This window comes from Pantoea sp. SM3640 (assembly GCF_015654165.1).
Classification (GTDB): Bacteria; Pseudomonadota; Gammaproteobacteria; order Enterobacterales; family Enterobacteriaceae; genus Pantoea; species Pantoea vagans.
The window spans coordinates 2134910-2151669 of the sequence record NZ_CP064872.1 but is presented as its reverse complement, the minus strand read 5'-3'; the positions used below and the strand labels follow the sequence as shown (position 1 = coordinate 2151669).

Below are 16760 nucleotides of genomic sequence, written 5' to 3'. Positions count from 1 at the left end.
CCTCACCATTACTCGCTTTGCGAGTGTGATCGCGCGGCCGGGTGCAGCGGTGCTGCCGCCAGCACGCTGCCCGCCTGGCCCGCGATTTTAAGATTGTCTGCCAGCTTGCGCATCATCAGTGCATTGTCACGCGCATAAGGCGATGACTGAATCTGCTGATCCAGCAGCTGGCTCAGGTGCCAGTCGAGCTGCTGCAGATCGCGGGCACTGACCGTATCGGGCAGCGAGCGCTGTAAGTTTTGCAGCAGCCAGGCCCGTAAAAATTCGCCATCGTAATTGCGCGGCTGATAGAGCATCTGATAGGCGCGCAGCGCATTGCGGCTGTAGGCGTTATCATCACCCGGATCGTTGCGCAGAATATTAGTGATCTGCTGCGCCACGCGCGGCAGCAGCAAAGACTTAAGCGCATTTTGATAAAGCACCCAGGCGGCGTCGCTGACCTGACTGCCGCGATATAAGCCAGCCCGCATAGTAAGCGGCGGATTATCGAGAGAAAAACGTTCCGACAGCGGCAGCTTCACCAGGTTGTTCAGAAAGGGTAGCAGATCAAAAATATTATCAGCAGGCTGATGAATCACCTGCTGACTCTGCTCACGAATGGCCGGCACCCGTGCGGCCACCTGCTGCAGATAGTGCTGATTCTGGTAGTAGCTGATGCTCCACAGGCTGGAGGCAATCAGCAGCGCGCCTGCCAGCACGCCGTAGCCAATCCAGTGGAACAGCTGATTGCGATACTCCCAGCGGCGATTACTGCCCGCCAGTCCGCTCTCTTTAAAGATCAGATCGCTCAGCAGGTCACGAATAAAGAAGCTCTGGCCTTTGTTGCCGGGAATCGGACTGTTGCGGTTAACGCTGTCCCAGGCGGCAATCGAATGTTCGCCCGCCTGACGTAACTGCAGTTTACGGCTCAGTTCACCCATCACCCGATCAAATGGCAGGCCTTCCTGCGTACCGCTGGTAAAGAAGAGGCCGCGGGGGCTCCAGGCGACGGCATCCTGATGATCAGAGAAGACGATATCGAGATACTCGTTCAGCAGCGGGCGCAGTGAGGCGAACTCCTGCGGGAAGAGGAAGCATTCAGCGCGCTCATTCAGATCGCGCTCCTGGGTCATCTGCTCCGCCAGCTGCTGCTGTAGCTGCTCTTCCAGCCGCTGGAACTGCTGGCCAAAATGATGATGCCAGTCATCCTTGTGCGGCTTGCCCGTCTCACGGTTAAACGTAAAGCCCCAGATAGCGTCACGCCGCGTTTTATCGATGTTGCCAAAGTAGCTCATGAAGCCTTTCAGCAAATCGGTTTTAGTGACCATCACATAGACCGGGAAGTGAATACCCGTCTGCTGATGCAGTTCCGCCATACGCTCACGCAGCGCGCTGGCCTGGGCAAAACGCGCTTCGGCAGAATCGCTCAGCAGATCGGCCACGCTGATCGTCATGATGACACCGTTAATCGGCTGGCGGGTGCGATAGCGTTTCAGCAGATTGATAAAACTATGCCACTCCGCGGCATCGCGCACGCGCTGGCTCTCCTGCAGCGCATACCGCCCTGCGGTATCAATCAGCACTGCGCTGTCGGTAAACCACCAGTCGCAGTTGCGGGTGCCGCCGACGCCACGAATTGCCTGTTTACCCAGCGTATCGGTCAGCGGGAAATCGAGGCCCGCATTAAACAGCGCGGTGGTTTTACCGGCACCGGGCGCACCCATCACCAGATACCAGGGCAACTGGTAGAGATAATTAGCATTAAAGCGCGAGAGCAGATTGCCGCTGTGACGACGGCCAAACTGGGTGCGTTTTAGCTGCATCGCCGCGTCGCTGAAGCGCTGATTAAGCCGCTCCTCAGTCATCTGACGTTCCGCCGGATCGTCGTTGCCCGCCAACTGAAGCTGGGTCAGTAAGCGGCTGTTAAACCAGGCACGATAAAGCGACGGGATCAGCTGGAACAGGATCCAGAGAAAATAGAGCGCGCTCACGGTGAGCTGGCGAGGGAGCACCGGTTCCAGTGGACGCGACTCGCCCCATGTCCAGAACGGGCCCAGCATCCAGACCAGACAGCTCAGCGCCGTGACGCCAATAAAGCTCCACAGCAGGCGATGCGTTAACAGCAGGCGAAGGGAAGCGCGCATTATTGTGCTCCTTGATGATTACTGAGCGTTTCAGGCGCGGCAAACAGGGTGATCTCAACGCGGCGGTTGCGGGTCCGGTTTTCGCTGCTGTCGTTGGGCAGCAGCGGGTCGCTGTCACCACGGCCTTCAGAGCGTACCGTATGACCGTCCTCCAGCTGCAGCTGCAACAGCTGGGTGATGGCACGGGCGCGGGCGAATGAGAACTCATAGCTGGAGGCAAAACGGCTGTTATCCACCGGATGATCGTCGGTAAACACGGACACCAGAATGGTGCCTTTGACATCTTTCATCGCGGTTGAGACGCGGGCCAGCAGCGCGCGGCCCACCGGGTTGATCACCGTGCCTTGCTCGGCAAACAGTTTGTCTGCGGGAATAATCACTTTACTGCCAAAGGCACCATCGCTGACTTCGAGCTGTCCGGCAGCAATCACATCGTTCAGTCGCTGACGCAGATCGAGCAGCGCCTGCGGAGAAGAGGGACGGCGGCCTGCAGTAATCTGCGGCAGCGGGGTCTGATAGATGGTGCGCAGCAGCGGTTCGGCAGCGTTGCCGAGCCGCCAGTTCAGGCCGCTGTAGATCAGGCAGCCGATAAGCGCGACCAGCATGGCGCAGGCCCAGAGCGGCACCATCGGGCGGGCGAGGGTACTGACCAGCGGATGCACCTCGACCAGCGGGGGTTGCGGCGTCTGGCGCTGGGCGCGCGTCTCGTCAATCAGGCTTTTCAGGCGCTTACGGATACCGTCGCACTGGGCGCGGCCATTTTCACTGCCGCGATAGCGGCCTTCATAGCCCAGCAGCAGGCAATATTGCACCACTTCCAGCAGCCAGAGATGTTGTTGCGGGCTTTGTGAAATGCGCGACAGCAGCTGAAAGAATTTCTCGCCGCCCCAGCTTTCATTGTGAAAGGTCACCAGCATGCCATTGCCCGACCAGACGCCACGCGTGCCCCAGGGGGTTTGCGCTGCGGCTTCGTCCAGCGCGCTGCAGATGCAGTAACGCGCGCCGATAATCATCTCAAACGGCAGCCCTGCCTGTTTACAGCGTTGTTCAAACTGGCGGATTTCATCGATCAGAGACTGACGCAGACCCGCAGGATCGTCATGGGTGGCTGCCCGACGAATCTGCACCACCGCATTCAGCAGTGGCGCCGCAGCCTGAAGTAATAGATTCTCATTGCCTGAGGGGGTCGCCTCACGCGCAGGGGATTCCACAGTCATTAATTCGTGATCTTCCAGCCAATGGCAAATCCCTGTACCCGCAGCACAGGACGGTGCTGCGGGCAATATGCGCCGGATTTCATATTCAGTCTAAGATCCAGGTCGCGGTATCGTTAGTCCGACAGGCTTTACTCGCGCCGCCGACAGCCACACAGACCTGTTTCGCTTTCCGCGGACGGGGACGATCGCTCTGTAGCGTGGCATCGTAACGACTGCTCTCTACGCCCGCTTTTAACGGTACATAACCAATTAACGGGCCATCAGCCTGGTCAGCAATCGCCAGCCAGCTGTGCTCCACATTACCTAATACTTCAAACGGTTTACCCGTTTCGAGATAGCGAACGACTTTGCCGCCGTAATCCGGGGAGGTCATGACCGAGGCACCATAGAGCGCCCGCCAGGTCTGATTGACCGGCTCAAATTCAGTCGGTGCCGCGACAGCGTGTCGATGGACCAGTTTGACGCCGTTAATTTCGCTGGTGACCAGCGTATCGTCAGTGACGGGCGGCGGCGGGGCCTTACAGCCTGCCAGGGTAAGCACCGCCAGCAGCGTTAACGCAAGACTCTTTTTCACCATGTTCCTCGTGATCTCATCAAAGTATCTGCATATTGCCAGGCCCGATGCAGGAGGCGCTGTTTTTCGCGCCGCATCGTGCCGAAAGTCTGTCGTTCAAAAAAAGTTCAGATTACATCAGGATAGTTACGCGTTTAGTCTACCTAAGACTTTTGAGAATTCAAACCATTGCACCCACTGGCGATGCGTGATAGCAGGCGCTTTTGGGGCGGGCTGCGATATAAGAAAAGCGCCAGACAATGTGATAGTTAAAGCGAACTGAATTATCGCAGGGACAAACTGGTTGAGAACATTGCCGCGCATTCTGACATGCAATTGATCCGATTGGAAACTATTAAGCCTTTCTAATCGTTCGTTACCGATAAAATTTATCTCTTCACCTAAAGAATCTTATCAAAATCAGAATTTACGCGCCGGATATGCCCGCCTTTTTTCCGGAAAGCGGCACGCCTTTTGCTTCAGAAAAGTTTTAATGGCGGAGAGGTGAACCATGGATGCCCTGATCTGGCTGCAGGCATCGCGTGACAGCGATATTGCCAGCCTGCAACGGCTGCTTAAGACCGGCGAACTGATGGCTGCCGTCAGTGAGCTGGTTCATCGGCTGCAGCGGGAACGCGGCGCAAACAATCTCTGGATCTGCTCCGGTGGCACGCTGTTCAGCACCGAGCGTCACGCCCGTCAGCAGGAGGTCAGCGCCGGCCTGCACCATTTCTATCAGGCGCTGCCGTCCGCCACCGCACAGCCCGGCTTCAGTCGTTTCTGCAACCTGATTGCGGCTGCCCTGCAGGCGCTGGCGGAATTACCGCTGCTGCGTCAGCAAATCAGCCAGCATGAGCGGGATCAGGCGGCGGCGATGGCGGCATTTAATCAGGTTATCCGCACCTTACTTAATCTGGTTTTTGAGGCAGCCGACACCGCCAGCGATCCCGATATCTCGCGTGCACTGATCGCGCTGTTCAGCTTTATGCAGGGCAAAGAGCTGGCAGGTCAGGAGCGGGCCATCGGTTCAGCTGGCTTTGCGGCGCGGCACTTCACGCCTGAGCAGCGCAGCCAGATGGTGGCGCTGATTGCGGCTCAGGAGCAGAGCTTTACCACCTTCCGGGAGTTTGCCGACAGCGCCGCCTGTGAAAGCTGGCAGCCATTGTCTCAGGCCAGCCGGGATATCGAACGGCTGCGGCGCATCGCCTGCACCGGTAGCCAGTATGATGAAACCGGCGCGCTGGAGTGGTTTTCCCTGCTCTCCGAGCGTCTGGACCAGATGAAAACGCTGGAGGATGCCCTGACGGCCACGCTGATGCAGCGCTGTCGTGAGGCGATTGAGCAGGCGCAGCAACAGGCGGCATCGCCGGTCGTGCAGAGTGACAGCAACTTTTCGCTCTACGTCTGCGGAGCTGACTGGCTGCCCGGCGCGTCAACGCTCAGCAGTGACGGGCTGGCCCCGCAGCTCGGGCGCTCAGTGCTGTCGCTGATTGGTGAGCAGTCACAGCGCCTGCAGCAGCAGGCGGATGAGCTGGCATCGATGCGCGCTTCACTCGACGAGCGACGGGTAATCGATCAGGCCAAACACTGGCTGATGCAGCAGCAGGGATTCACCGAAGAGGCCGCCTGGCAGGCGCTGCGCAAAAGTGCGATGAATCAGAATAAGCGCGTACTGGAGATCGCGCAGGCAGTGCTGGCCGTCGCGAAGACCCTGAGCAACTAACCCGGACGAGGTAGCTGCACAACCTTTGTGCGTGATCTGCGTCAGAAACGTGCAAAAAAGGTTAATTATTCAGCAGCGCATCACCGCACGTCGGCTTTAACGCGGCTTCAGCGATCTGGCACACCCTTTGCTTTAACCCTACAGAGAGTACGCATTGCTCCCGCCAATGGCGGTGGGATCAGTGCTTTGGATAAAGGCGTCCATCCGCAGGCTTCGGCTTGTCGGAGGACGCCTTTTTTTATTTCTGTTCAGGGGCAACATGATGAGCAAAACGCCATTTTCACTGACACGACGTCAGGCGCTGATCTCCGGTGCAGCGCTGGGTGCGGCCTGGATCGTGCCGGGATTACGAAATGCAGTCTGGGCAGCAGGCTCCGATGCGCCAGAAAAGGCGCAGGTGCGGGTTGGCTTTATCCCACTCACCGACTGCGCGCCGGTCGTCATGGCGTCGGTAAAAGGCTTCGACAAAAAGTATGGCCTGACATTGCAGGTCAGCAAAGAGGCGAGCTGGGCGGCTGTGCGTGACAAACTGACCTCCGGCGAGCTGGATGCGGCCCATGTGCTTTACGGCATGATCTACGCGCTGCAGCTTGGCGTAGCGGGGCCGCAGCACGACATGGCGAACCTGATGACGCTCAATCACAACGGCCAGGCGATCACTCTGTCGAACCAGCTGAAAGCCAGTGGCGTTACCGATGCGGCCAGCCTGAAAAAAGCCGTTGATAGCCGCCCTAAAGGCAGCCTGACCTTCGCCCACACCTTTCCCACCAGTACGCACGCCATGTGGCTCTACTACTGGCTGGCCAATGCCGGCATTCATCCGTTTGACGATGTGCGCACCGTGGTCGTGCCGCCGCCGCAGATGGTGATGAACATGAAGATTGGCAACATGAGCGGCTACTGCGTCGGCGAGCCGTGGAACCAGCGTGCCATCAGCGACAATATCGGCTTTACCGCCGCCACCAGCCAGCAGATCTGGCCGGAGCATCCGGAAAAGGTGCTGGGCACCCGTGCACAGTGGGTGAAAGAGAATCCCAATACGGCCCGCGCGCTGACTGCCGCGGTGCTGGAGGCGGCGCGCTGGATCGATGCTTCAGACGATAACCGCCGTGAAACCGCGCAGGTGTTAGCCGGTCGAGCCTGGATCAACACCAAAGTGGAGACGCTGCAGGGGCGGATGCTTGGTCAGTACGAGAACGGGCTGGGACAGTCGTGGCAGGACGCGCATCCGATGCGCTTCTTCGACAACGGCAACGTCAGTTTTCCGTGGCTCTCGGATGGCATGTGGTTCCTGACCCAGATGAAACGCTGGGGACTGCTCACCAGCGATCCCGATTACCTCGCCGTGGCCCGCCAGATCAACCACATCGACGTCTATAAACAGGCCGCCAGCGCCGTCGGGCAGATTACCTTGCCCGCCAGTGAGATGCGCAGCAGCACCCTGATCGACGGCAAAGTCTGGGATGGCAGCAATCCTGCCGCCTACGCCGCCAGTTTCGCTATCAAACGTTAAGAGAGGTTGCCATGAAAACTGACGCGCGCGCCCTGGCGCAGCCGGAGCAAACCCCCGGCAGTGCCACCGTTATTCCGCTACAGATCATCCCGAAAGCCGCAGTTCGTCCGGCGCGGCTGCGTCCGCTGTTGCAGCGCGCCATTCCCGCCGCGGGCGGCCTGCTGCTGATGTTGCTGGTGTGGCAGCTCGCGGCGCTGTCCGAACCCTCGTTTCCCTCGCCTTATGCCACCTGGCAGGCCGCGCAGGTGCTGTTTGCTGACCCGTTCTACAGCAATGGCCCCAACGATCAGGGCATCGGCTGGAACGTGCTGGCCTCGCTGCAGCGCGTCGCCATCGGCTTCGGCCTTGCCGCGCTGGTGGGCATCCCGGCGGGTTTTCTGCTGGGGCGCTTTACCTTTATGGCGCGCATGTTCAATCCGATTATCGCCCTGCTACGGCCGGTCAGTCCGCTGGCCTGGCTGCCAATTGGACTGCTGCTGTTTCAGCGCGCCGAACCTGCCGCCAGCTGGACCATTTTCATCTGTTCCATCTGGCCGATGATCATCAATACCGCTGAAGGGGTGCAGCGTATTCCGCAGGATTACCTCAACGTGGCGCGGGTGCTACAGCTCTCTGAATGGACGGTGATGCGCCGGATCCTGCTGCCCGCCGTGCTGCCTGCGGTGCTCACCGGGGTACGTCTCTCTATCGGCATCGCATGGCTGGTGATTGTTGCCGCCGAAATGCTGACGGGCGGGCTGGGGATTGGCTTCTGGATATGGAACGAGTGGAACAACCTCAACGTGGCAAACATTCTGATCGCCATCCTGATTATCGGCGTCGTCGGGTTGCTGCTGGAGCAGGCGCTGATGCTGCTGGTCCGTCGTTTCAGCTGGGAAAAATAAGGAGAACACCATGCAACACATTATTCGCGTTCAGCAGGTGAGCCAGCGTTTCAACACTGCCAGCGGCGAGTTTCTGGCGCTGGACAACGTCAGTTTTGATATCCACGAAGGGGAAACCCTGAGCCTGATCGGCCACTCCGGCTGCGGCAAATCGACGCTGCTGAACCTGATTGCCGGATTAACCCGTCCCAGCAGCGGCGTACTGCTGTGTGATAACCGCGAAATCACCGGACCGGGTCCCGAGCGCGCGGTGGTGTTTCAAAACCATTCGCTGCTGCCGTGGCTAACGGCATTTCAGAACGTCGAACTGGCGGTGCAGCAGGTGTTTAAAGGGCGTTTCAGCAAAGCGGAGATGCGCGACTGGATCGAGCACAACCTTAATCGGGTGCAGATGAGCCACGCCATGCACAAGCGGCCTGGCGAAATCTCCGGCGGCATGAAGCAGCGTGTCGGCATTGCGCGGGCGCTGGCGATGAAGCCGCGCGTGCTGCTGCTGGATGAGCCATTCGGCGCGCTGGATGCCTTAACCCGCGCCCACCTGCAGGACAGCGTGATGCGCATTCAGCAGGAGCTGAATACCACCATTGTGCTGATCACCCATGACGTGGATGAAGCGGTGCTGCTCTCCGATCGGGTGCTGATGATGACCAACGGCCCGGCGGCACAGGTCGGGGAGATCCTCACCGTCGATCTGCCGCGACCGCGCTCGCGGGTGGCGCTGGCGGATGAGCCGCGCTATCACCAGCTGCGCCAGAAAGTGCTGCATTTCCTCTATGAAAAACAGACCACGGCAGCGTAAGGAGCAGACCATGAGGCAACGGTTGCTGGTGATAGGCAATGGCATGGCGGGGATGCAGATGGTGGAGAGCCTGCTGCAGCGTGCGCCTCAGCGTTACGCCATTACGGTCATTGGCCGCGAGCCGCACGGCAACTACAACCGCGTGCTGCTGTCGCCGGTGCTGGCGGGTGAAAAGTCCTTCACTGACACCCTGATCCACGATCGCGACTGGTATCAGCGGCACGGCGTGACGCTGCTGAACGGTGAAACCGTGCAGCAGGTCGATCTGGCGGCGCGGACGGTGCAGACCGATCAGCGCCAGCTCGACTGGGATCGGCTGGTGTTTGCCACCGGATCGCAGCCCCGTCTGCCCGCGATTCCCGGCATCGACGCAGAGTCCGTCATGGGTTTTCGCAGCATCGCCGACGTCCGGCGACTGCTGGCGGGCCAGGGACCGGTAGTGATCCTGGGCGGCGGCTTTCTCGGCATTGAAGCGGCGGCGGCACTCCGCGCCCGTGGCCGTGAGGTGACGCTGGTGCACCATAAACCCTGGCTGCTGGATCGCCAGCTGGATGCAAAAGCGGGTGAGCTGCTGCTGGCGGCCTTAGCGCAACGCGGTATCCACTGCGAACTGAACAGCGGACTGTCGGCGATTGACGAGGCGGGCGTGACGCTGACCTGCGGGCGTCACTGCGCCGCCACGCAGGTGGTGATCGCCATCGGTGTTCAGCCTGAGGTGACGCTGGCGCAGGCGGCAGGGCTACCGTGTCAGCGCGGCATTCTGGTCGATGGTCAGCTGCGCAGCGCCATTCCCGATGTTTACGCCGTGGGCGAGTGCTGCGAAATCGCGGGCGAAACCTTTGGCCTGGTCGCGCCCTGCCTGGCGCAGGCACAGATTCTGGCGGCGCAGCTGGCGGGATCGCCGCTGGCAGATTTCGTCAGTGAGCCGCTGGCGACGCGGCTCAAAGTCAGCGGCATTTCGCTGTTCAGCGCCGGGGATGTCAGCGAGGCGCTGTCCATCAGCAGTTTTGATCCGCTCTCCGGCGACTACCGCCGCCTTTTTCTCCGTCAGGGCCGCCTCTGTGGCGTACTGCTCTCTGGCGACACCAGGCAGGGCCCCGCGCTGCTGGAACGTCTGCAGCGCGCCGACCCTGTCACGCTCGATGCCCTGTTCGATCACGATCAACCTGAACCGCAGCCACAGGCTGCAGAGAGTCCTGAGATGAGTAAACCGGTTTTAGCCGTCATTGGTCACGGCATGGTCAGTCACCACTTTCTTGAACAGCTGGTTGCCCGTGAACTGCATCAGCACTATCACATCGTGGTTTATGGCGAGGAGCGCCAGCAGGCTTACGATCGGGTGCATCTGTCAGACTATTTCAACGGTAAAACGGCCGGCGATCTGTCGCTGGTCGGCGCAGACTTCTTTGCCCTGCACGGTATTGAACTGCGCTGCGGCTGCACAGTGGTGACGATCGATCGCCAGCAGCGCAGCCTGCGTGACAGCGCGGGCAATGAGCTGGCGTGGGATAAGCTGGTGCTGGCGACCGGCTCACGCGCGTTCGTCCCGCCGGTGCCGGGCCACGACGGCGAACGCTGTTTTGTCTACCGCACGCTGGATGACCTGGATGCCATTGCCGCCTGCGCCCGGCATAGCCAGCGCGGTATCGTGATTGGCGGCGGCCTGCTGGGTCTGGAAGCGGCGAATGCGCTGCGGCAGCTCGGGCTGGAGACGCACGTCGTGGAGTTCGCGCCGCGCCTGATGGCGGTACAGCTTGATGAGGGCGGGGCACTGATGCTGCGTCAGAAGATCGATGCGCTGGGCGTGACGGTTCACACCTCAAAACAGACCGAGCTGATTGAGCAGCAGCCCGACGGCAGCGTGGTGCTGCGCTTTGCTGACGGCAGCCATTTACCCGGCGACCTGGTGCTGTTCTCCGCCGGTATCCGTCCGCGCGATGAGCTGGCGCGCGAGGCGGGCCTGACGCTCGGGCCGCGCGGCGGCATTGAGATTAACGATCGCTGTCAGACCAGTGATGACGACGTGTTTGCCATTGGTGAATGCGCGCTGTGGAACGGCCAGATCTTTGGCCTGGTCGCGCCGGGCTATCAGATGGCACGGGTGCTGGCCGGACATCTGGCGGCTGAACCGGCTGCCTTCAGCGGCGCGGACATGAGCACTAAGCTGAAACTGCTGGGCGTGGAGGTCGCGTCGTTCGGTGATGCGCATGGCCGCACGGCGGGCAGCCAGCACTATCACTGGACCGACGGGCCAAAAGGCATCTACAAGAAAATCGTGGTCTCTGCGGAGGGCACCCGACTGCTGGGCGGCGTGCTGGTCGGGGACAGCAGCGATTACGCCACGCTGCTGCAGATGATGCTCAACGATTTACCCTTGCCTGCCGCGCCGGAGAGCCTGATCCTGCCTGCGCTGGCCGGGGCGCCGAAAGCACCAGGCGTCGCAGCGTTGCCCGACAGCGCCCAGGTCTGCTCCTGTCACAACGTCAGCAAGGGCGATATCTGCGCGGCGGTGAAAGGCGGATGCGGTGAGATGAGCAGCATCAAAAGCTGCACCAGAGCGGCCACCGGCTGCGGCGGCTGTGCGGCGCTGGTGAAGCAGGTGATGGAGTTTCAGCTGGAAACTCTCGGCGTCGAGGTGAAAAAAGATGTCTGCGACCACTTCAGTTATTCACGGCAGGAGCTTTATCACCTGGTACGGGCCGGTGAGTTCAGAACCTTTGATGCGCTGCTGGCCTCACACGGCAGGGGGCAGGGCTGTGAAGTGTGCAAGCCGCTGGTGGGGTCGATTCTTGCCTCCTGCTGGAACGACTATCTGCTGAAACCGGCGCACCTGCCGCTACAGGATACCAACGACCGCTACTTCGCCAACATCCAGAAAGATGGCACCTATTCGGTGGTGCCGCGCGTTCCGGCGGGTGAAATCACGCCACAGGGGCTGATCGCCATCGGGGAAGTGGCGGCGCGTTATGACCTCTACACCAAAATCACCGGCGGGCAGCGTATCGACCTGTTTGGCGCGCGGCTCGATCAGCTGCCCGCTATCTGGCAGACGCTGCTTGAGGCCGGTTTTGAAACCGGTCACGCCTACGGCAAGTCGCTGCGCACCGTGAAGTCCTGTGTCGGATCGACCTGGTGCCGCTACGGCGTGCAGGATTCGACCGCCTTCGCCATCGCGCTGGAGAACCGTTACAAGGGACTTCGCGCCCCGCATAAGATCAAGATGGCGGTTTCGGGCTGTACGCGCGAGTGTGCGGAAGCGCAGAGCAAAGATATCGGCGTGATCGCCACCGAAAAGGGTTGGAACCTCTATGTCTGCGGCAATGGCGGCATGAAGCCGCGCCATGCCGACCTGTTCGCCAGCGACCTCGACGATGCCACGCTGCTGCGCTATGTCGATCGCCTGCTGATGTTCTATATCCGTACGGCTAATCGTCTGCAGCGCACCAGCGTCTGGCTGGACAATCTGGAAGGCGGTCTTGATTACCTGCGGCAGGTGGTGATTGAGGACAGCCTTGGGCTGGGCGAGACGCTGGAGCAGGAGATGCAGCGGGTGGTGGAGGCATATCAGTGCGAGTGGCAGACCACGCTGGCGGACCCGTCGCGGCTCGCGCTGTTTACGCCGACGATCAACAGCGAGCAGCCCGATGAAACCCTGCACTACAGCCGGGTACGCGGCCAGCGGCAGCCTGAAGCCGTGGCTGCGCGCCCGCTGCTGCAGCTGCCCGCCGAGCCGTGGAGCGCCGTCTGCACACTGGAGGCGATTCCGCCAGAAGCGGGGATCGGGGCGCGGCTCGGCAGCGAACGTGTTGCGCTGTTCCGCTTTGGCGACGCGTTCTATGCGCTGGAGGATCGTGAACCCGGCAGCGATGCCAGCGTGCTGTCGCGCGGGATTCTGGGTGACGTCGGCGGCGAGCCGGTGGTGATCTCTCCGCTCTACAAGCAGCGGGTGCGGCTGCGTGACGGACAGAGTCTGGATAATCCGCAGCACCAGCTGCGCTGCTGGCCGGTGAAGCTGGAAGCGGGGCAGATCTGGCTGGCAAACCGTCCGCAAAATCCGCTGGCGCAGGCATCATGAACAGCACCTGTCCCTATTGCGGCGTCGGCTGTGGCGTCTGCGTCACGTCGCAGGGCAATCATCAGGCAACGGTGATCGGCGATCCGCACCATCCCGCTAACGCAGGCCGGTTGTGCGTTAAGGGCGCGGCGCTGGGCGAGACGCTGACGCCACAGGGGCGTCTTCTTACCGCTCAGGTTAACGGCCAGCCGGTCAGCCTGGATGCGGCGCTGGATGCGGCAGCGGCAGGATTACGGGCAGTGATCGATCAGCATGGTCCGCAGGCGGTGGCGTTTTACGGTTCAGGCCAGTTGCTGACCGAGGATTACTACGTTGCCAATAAGCTGATGAAGGGCTACATCGGTGCCGCCAATATCGATACCAATTCGCGGCTCTGTATGGCATCAGCCGTAGTCGGTTATAAGCGGGCGCTGGGGGCAGATGCGGTGCCCTGCTGTTATGAGGATCTGGAGCAGGCCGATCTGGTTTTGCTGGTGGGGTCCAATGCTGCCTGGGCACATCCGGTGGTCTGGCAGCGGCTGATGCAGGCGAAGCTGCAGCGACCGGCGATGCGCATAGTTGTTATCGATCCGCGCCGCACGGCCAGTTGTGATCAGGCCGATCTGCATCTGCCACTGCGTCCCGGCAGCGATTCGGCGTTGTTTTCCGGTCTGCTGCACTGGCTGGCGCAGAACGATGGTCTTGATGCCAGCATGCTGCCGCACCTGAATGGCGTGAGTGAAACCCTGGCCGCCGCCGCGCAGTGGGATGTCGCGCGGGTCGCAGAGACCTGTGATTTAACGGAACAGCAGGTGATGCATTTTTTCCGGCTGTTCAGCCAGCACGATCGGGTGCTGACGCTGTGGTGTATGGGGATTAATCAGTCCGCCACCGGCAGCGACAATAACCAGGCGATTCTTAATCTGCATCTGCTGACAGGCATAATAGGCCGTGCGGGCTGCGGGCCTTTTTCGCTGACCGGACAGCCAAATGCGATGGGCGGTCGCGAAGTGGGCGGTCTGGCGAACCAGCTGGCAGCGCACATGAGTTTTACTGACGAGGATTGCGACCGGGTGCAGCGTTTCTGGCGCAGCCCGTCGATGGCCCGCCAGCCGGGGCTGATGGCGCTGGATCTCTTCAGGGCGATTGCCGAAGGCGAGGTGAAAGCAGTGTGGATTGTGGGCACTAATCCGGCGGTGTCGATGCCGGAAGGCAATCGCGTGGCACAGGCGCTGGCGGCCTGTCCGCTGGTCATTGTCTCAGATGTGATGGCGCAGACCGACACCAGCACTTTTGCCGATATTCTGCTGCCCGCCCAGGGCTGGGGCGAGAAGAACGGCACCGTGACGAACTCAGAACGACGTATTTCGCGGCAGCGCGCCTTTGCCGCCGCACCAGGTGATACCCGGCCTGACTGGTGGCTGCTGGCGCAGGTGGCGCAGCGGTTGGGGTTCCGTGAGGGATTTAACTGGCAGCATCCGGCTGAGATTTTCTGCGAGCACGCGGCGCTGTCGGGTTTTGAGAATGACGGTCAGCGGGCATTTGATATCAGCGGGCTGGCGCAGTTGAGCCAGGCCGAATGGGATGCGCTGCGTCCGGTCCAGTGGCCGGTAAATGCTGCTCATCCGCAGGGCTGTGCACGGTTGTTTGGCGATCGCCGCTTTTTTCACCCTGACGGCAAAGCCCGGCTGCTTGTCCCGGCCACGCCCGCCTTAACCCCGCGTGATGCGGCTTATCCGCTATTGATGAACAGCGGTCGGGTGCGCGATCAGTGGCATACCATGACGCGCACCGGGCTGGTGCCGCGTCTGATGCAGCATTGTGATGAGCCGTTTGTGGCGCTTCATCCCGCTGACGCCGCGCAGTATGGCGTGACGGCAGGCGGTCTGGCGCGGGTGCAGTCAGTACAGGGCTGGATTAGCGCGCGGGTGCGCGCTGATGCCGGGATGCGGCGCGGCGAGCTGTTTGTGCCGATGCACTGGAACCGGCAGTTCAGTCAGCAGAGTCACGTCGATATGCTGGTCGCCGCCCGCGCCTGTCCGTTTTCAGGGCAGCCTGCGCTGAAGCAGACGCCGGTCCGGATTCTGCCGCTGGCGGTGAGCTGGCAGGGCTGGTTGTGGCAGCGCGGGATTACGCAGCCCGCAGGATTGCGTTACTGGTCGCGTGCGCCCTATGCGGCGGTGCAGCGTTATGCGGTAGCAGGCGAGGGATCGCCGCAGGCATGGCTGGCCGGGCAGGTTGATCTGTCAGGCTGTGACCTGCAGGTCGCCACTGGCAGCGGCAATGATTACCGGCTGCTGGCATGGCGTGACGGTGTGTTACAGCTGGCGTTTTATGCCGGATCCATGTTGCCGTCGATTGATAGTGCATTTGTCGCGGCGGCCTTTGCGGATGCGCCGCAGGATGCTGCCGGGCGGCACAGCGTGCTGGCGGGCCAGTCGGTGCAGCGCAGCGCGGCAGGCCGGATTATCTGTAGCTGTATGGCGGTGGGTGAGCAGACGATTTTGCAGGCGATAGCGCAGGGGTGTCGAACCACTCAGGCACTGGGCCGGAAGCTGAAGTGCGGCACGCAGTGTGGCTCCTGTATTCCGGAGCTGAAGCAGCTTTTGTTGTCCGACGTGGTTGTGGAGGAATGATGACGCGAGCAATTGATTCTCTGGATAAGTTACTGGCCCCGGCCGGTGTGGCAAAGCCGCAGGGTGCGGTGTGGCTGGTGGGCGCAGGCCCTGGCGATGTAGAGTTGCTGACGGTGAAGGCGTTGCGGTTGCTGCAGCGGGCCGAAGTAGTGGTGTATGACCGGCTGGTGAGTGAAGCGGTGATGGCGGAAGTACCGGAGAGCGCGTTATGCGTTGACGTAGGTAAGCAGCCGGGGCAGCACGGATTGAAGCAGGCGCAGATTAATCAGCTGCTGGTGGATCTGGCGCGCAGCGGGCGCAATGTGATCCGGCTGAAGGGAGGCGATCCGTTTATTTTTGGGCGCGGTGGCGAGGAGATGGTGAGTCTGCAGGAGGCCGGGATTCGCTGTGAGGTAGTGCCGGGGATTACGGCGGCGGTGGGCTGTGCGGCGGCCAGCGGAATTCCGCTGACGCATCGGGATTGTGCGCAGTCGCTGCGGTTGATTACCGGCCATGGCCGGTGCGGCGAGCCTCAGCTGGATGCAGCCGCGCTGTCGGCGGTGAATCAGACGCTGGTGTTTTATATGGGATTGAGCTGGAGTGCGTCGATCAGTGCGCAGTTGCAGGCGCAGGGGCGTGATCCGGAGACGCCGGTAGCGATTATTGAGAATGGAACCCGGCCGAATCAGCGGGTGTTGATTACCACGCTGGGTGGCCTGGCGGAGACGGTAGCGCAGGAGAAGCCGGTGTCGCCGTCGCTGCTGGTGGTGGGTGAGGTCGTGCGGTTTTATCGGGCGGATTTGCAGGTGCGGGGGGATGCGACGGTGAGCCGGTGCGACGTGCAGGAAAAGCCTGCCTGATCGCAAAGGGATCCCGCATCCCTGCGGACTGGGCTCGCCCTCCCTGGCTCGCACACTTTGCTCTTCAGGCAGGCCATTCCTGCACGGCTGGCGATGGTGCGGAGGTTTTGCGGAAGCGGACGCGATTAGGTGCAGGTAGGTTTGGGTGAGAAAGAAGGAATGATTTGAAGAGCCGGTATGTCGTGCAGGAAGTACGGTGCGTCGTGCAGGAAAAGCCTGCCTGATCGCAAAGGGATCCCGCATCCCTGCGGACTGGGCTCGCCATCCCTGGCTCGCACACTTTGCTCTTCAGGCAGGCCATTCCTGCACGGTTGGCATTGGTGCGGGGTTTTGCTGGAACAGGTCTGAATTAGGTGCGGATGGTGAGCGCGCACGTGCCGGGATGTGGGGGCAGACCGGTGCGGTTTGCTTAGGCAGAA

At 61.2% G+C, this 16760-nt stretch carries 10 protein-coding genes; 7 read left to right on the top strand and 3 right to left on the bottom strand.

Annotated elements, in window-relative coordinates:
- Window positions 1-8 precede the first annotated feature (8 nt).
- From tssM to IV493_RS09970, 3 genes are all read right to left on the bottom strand, one after another.
- Window positions 9-2123 (bottom strand): type VI secretion system membrane subunit TssM, encoded by a 2115-nt coding sequence (tssM, locus tag IV493_RS09980; protein WP_095707304.1) that lies wholly within the window; start codon window positions 2121-2123, stop codon window positions 9-11.
- Complete coding sequence (icmH, locus tag IV493_RS09975; protein WP_135909072.1) at window positions 2123-3340, bottom strand: type IVB secretion system protein IcmH/DotU; 1218 nt, start codon at window positions 3338-3340, stop codon at window positions 2123-2125. The genes tssM and icmH overlap by 1 nt, the downstream gene beginning before the upstream one ends.
- Window positions 3341-3425: 85 nt before the next feature.
- Window positions 3426-3917 (bottom strand): hypothetical protein, encoded by a 492-nt coding sequence (locus tag IV493_RS09970; protein WP_013357636.1) that lies wholly within the window; start codon window positions 3915-3917, stop codon window positions 3426-3428.
- A gap of 487 nt (window positions 3918-4404) precedes the next feature.
- On the opposite strand from IV493_RS09970, the gene IV493_RS09965 reads away from it, so the two are divergent.
- The 7 genes from IV493_RS09965 to cobA all read left to right on the top strand — a co-directional run bounded on the left by IV493_RS09965 (window position 4405) and on the right by cobA (window position 16341).
- Window positions 4405-5616: a nitrate regulatory protein gene (locus IV493_RS09965; protein ID WP_013357637.1), complete on the top strand. Its 1212-nt coding sequence runs from the start codon at window positions 4405-4407 to the stop codon at window positions 5614-5616.
- A gap of 262 nt (window positions 5617-5878) precedes the next feature.
- Window positions 5879-7129 (top strand): CmpA/NrtA family ABC transporter substrate-binding protein, encoded by a 1251-nt coding sequence (locus tag IV493_RS09960; RefSeq protein ID WP_095707301.1) that lies wholly within the window; start codon window positions 5879-5881, stop codon window positions 7127-7129.
- Between the two features lie 11 nt (window positions 7130-7140).
- Window positions 7141-8013: a nitrate ABC transporter permease gene (ntrB, locus tag IV493_RS09955; RefSeq protein ID WP_013357639.1), complete on the top strand. Its 873-nt coding sequence runs from the start codon at window positions 7141-7143 to the stop codon at window positions 8011-8013.
- Window positions 8014-8023: 10 nt separating this feature from the next.
- The gene (locus IV493_RS09950; RefSeq protein WP_013357640.1) at window positions 8024-8812 is read left to right on the top strand and encodes an ABC transporter ATP-binding protein; all 789 of its coding nucleotides are present in this window, start codon (window positions 8024-8026) and stop codon (window positions 8810-8812) included.
- Window positions 8813-8822: 10 nt separating this feature from the next.
- The gene (gene nirB / locus IV493_RS09945; protein ID WP_195857066.1) at window positions 8823-12887 is read left to right on the top strand and encodes a nitrite reductase large subunit NirB; all 4065 of its coding nucleotides are present in this window, start codon (window positions 8823-8825) and stop codon (window positions 12885-12887) included.
- Entirely contained in the window at window positions 12884-15502 is a 2619-nt protein-coding gene (locus IV493_RS09940; RefSeq protein WP_195857065.1) for a nitrate reductase, read from the top strand. The genes nirB and IV493_RS09940 overlap by 4 nt, the downstream gene beginning before the upstream one ends.
- A complete protein-coding gene (gene cobA / locus IV493_RS09935; RefSeq protein ID WP_195857064.1) occupies window positions 15502-16341 on the top strand; it encodes a uroporphyrinogen-III C-methyltransferase in 840 nt (279 codons plus the stop codon). The genes IV493_RS09940 and cobA overlap by 1 nt, the downstream gene beginning before the upstream one ends.
- Window positions 16342-16760 lie beyond the last annotated feature (419 nt).

Excerpts from the sequence above, each read along its gene's own strand:
- icmH (WP_135909072.1), bottom strand. The coding sequence starts at position 3,340 with ATGACTGTGGAATCCCCTGCGCGTGAGGCGACCCCCTCAGGCAATGAG.
- IV493_RS09970 (WP_013357636.1), bottom strand. The coding sequence starts at position 3,917 with ATGGTGAAAAAGAGTCTTGCGTTAACGCTGCTGGCGGTGCTTACCCTG.
- ntrB (WP_013357639.1), top strand. The coding sequence starts at position 7,141 with ATGAAAACTGACGCGCGCGCCCTGGCGCAGCCGGAGCAAACCCCCGGC.
- tssM (WP_095707304.1), bottom strand. The coding sequence starts at position 2,123 with ATGCGCGCTTCCCTTCGCCTGCTGTTAACGCATCGCCTGCTGTGGAGC.
- IV493_RS09940 (WP_195857065.1), top strand. The coding sequence starts at position 12,884 with ATGAACAGCACCTGTCCCTATTGCGGCGTCGGCTGTGGCGTCTGCGTC.
- IV493_RS09965 (WP_013357637.1), top strand. The coding sequence starts at position 4,405 with ATGGATGCCCTGATCTGGCTGCAGGCATCGCGTGACAGCGATATTGCC.
- cobA (WP_195857064.1), top strand. The coding sequence starts at position 15,502 with ATGACGCGAGCAATTGATTCTCTGGATAAGTTACTGGCCCCGGCCGGT.
- IV493_RS09950 (WP_013357640.1), top strand. The coding sequence starts at position 8,024 with ATGCAACACATTATTCGCGTTCAGCAGGTGAGCCAGCGTTTCAACACT.
- IV493_RS09960 (WP_095707301.1), top strand. The coding sequence starts at position 5,879 with ATGAGCAAAACGCCATTTTCACTGACACGACGTCAGGCGCTGATCTCC.
- nirB (WP_195857066.1), top strand. The coding sequence starts at position 8,823 with ATGAGGCAACGGTTGCTGGTGATAGGCAATGGCATGGCGGGGATGCAG.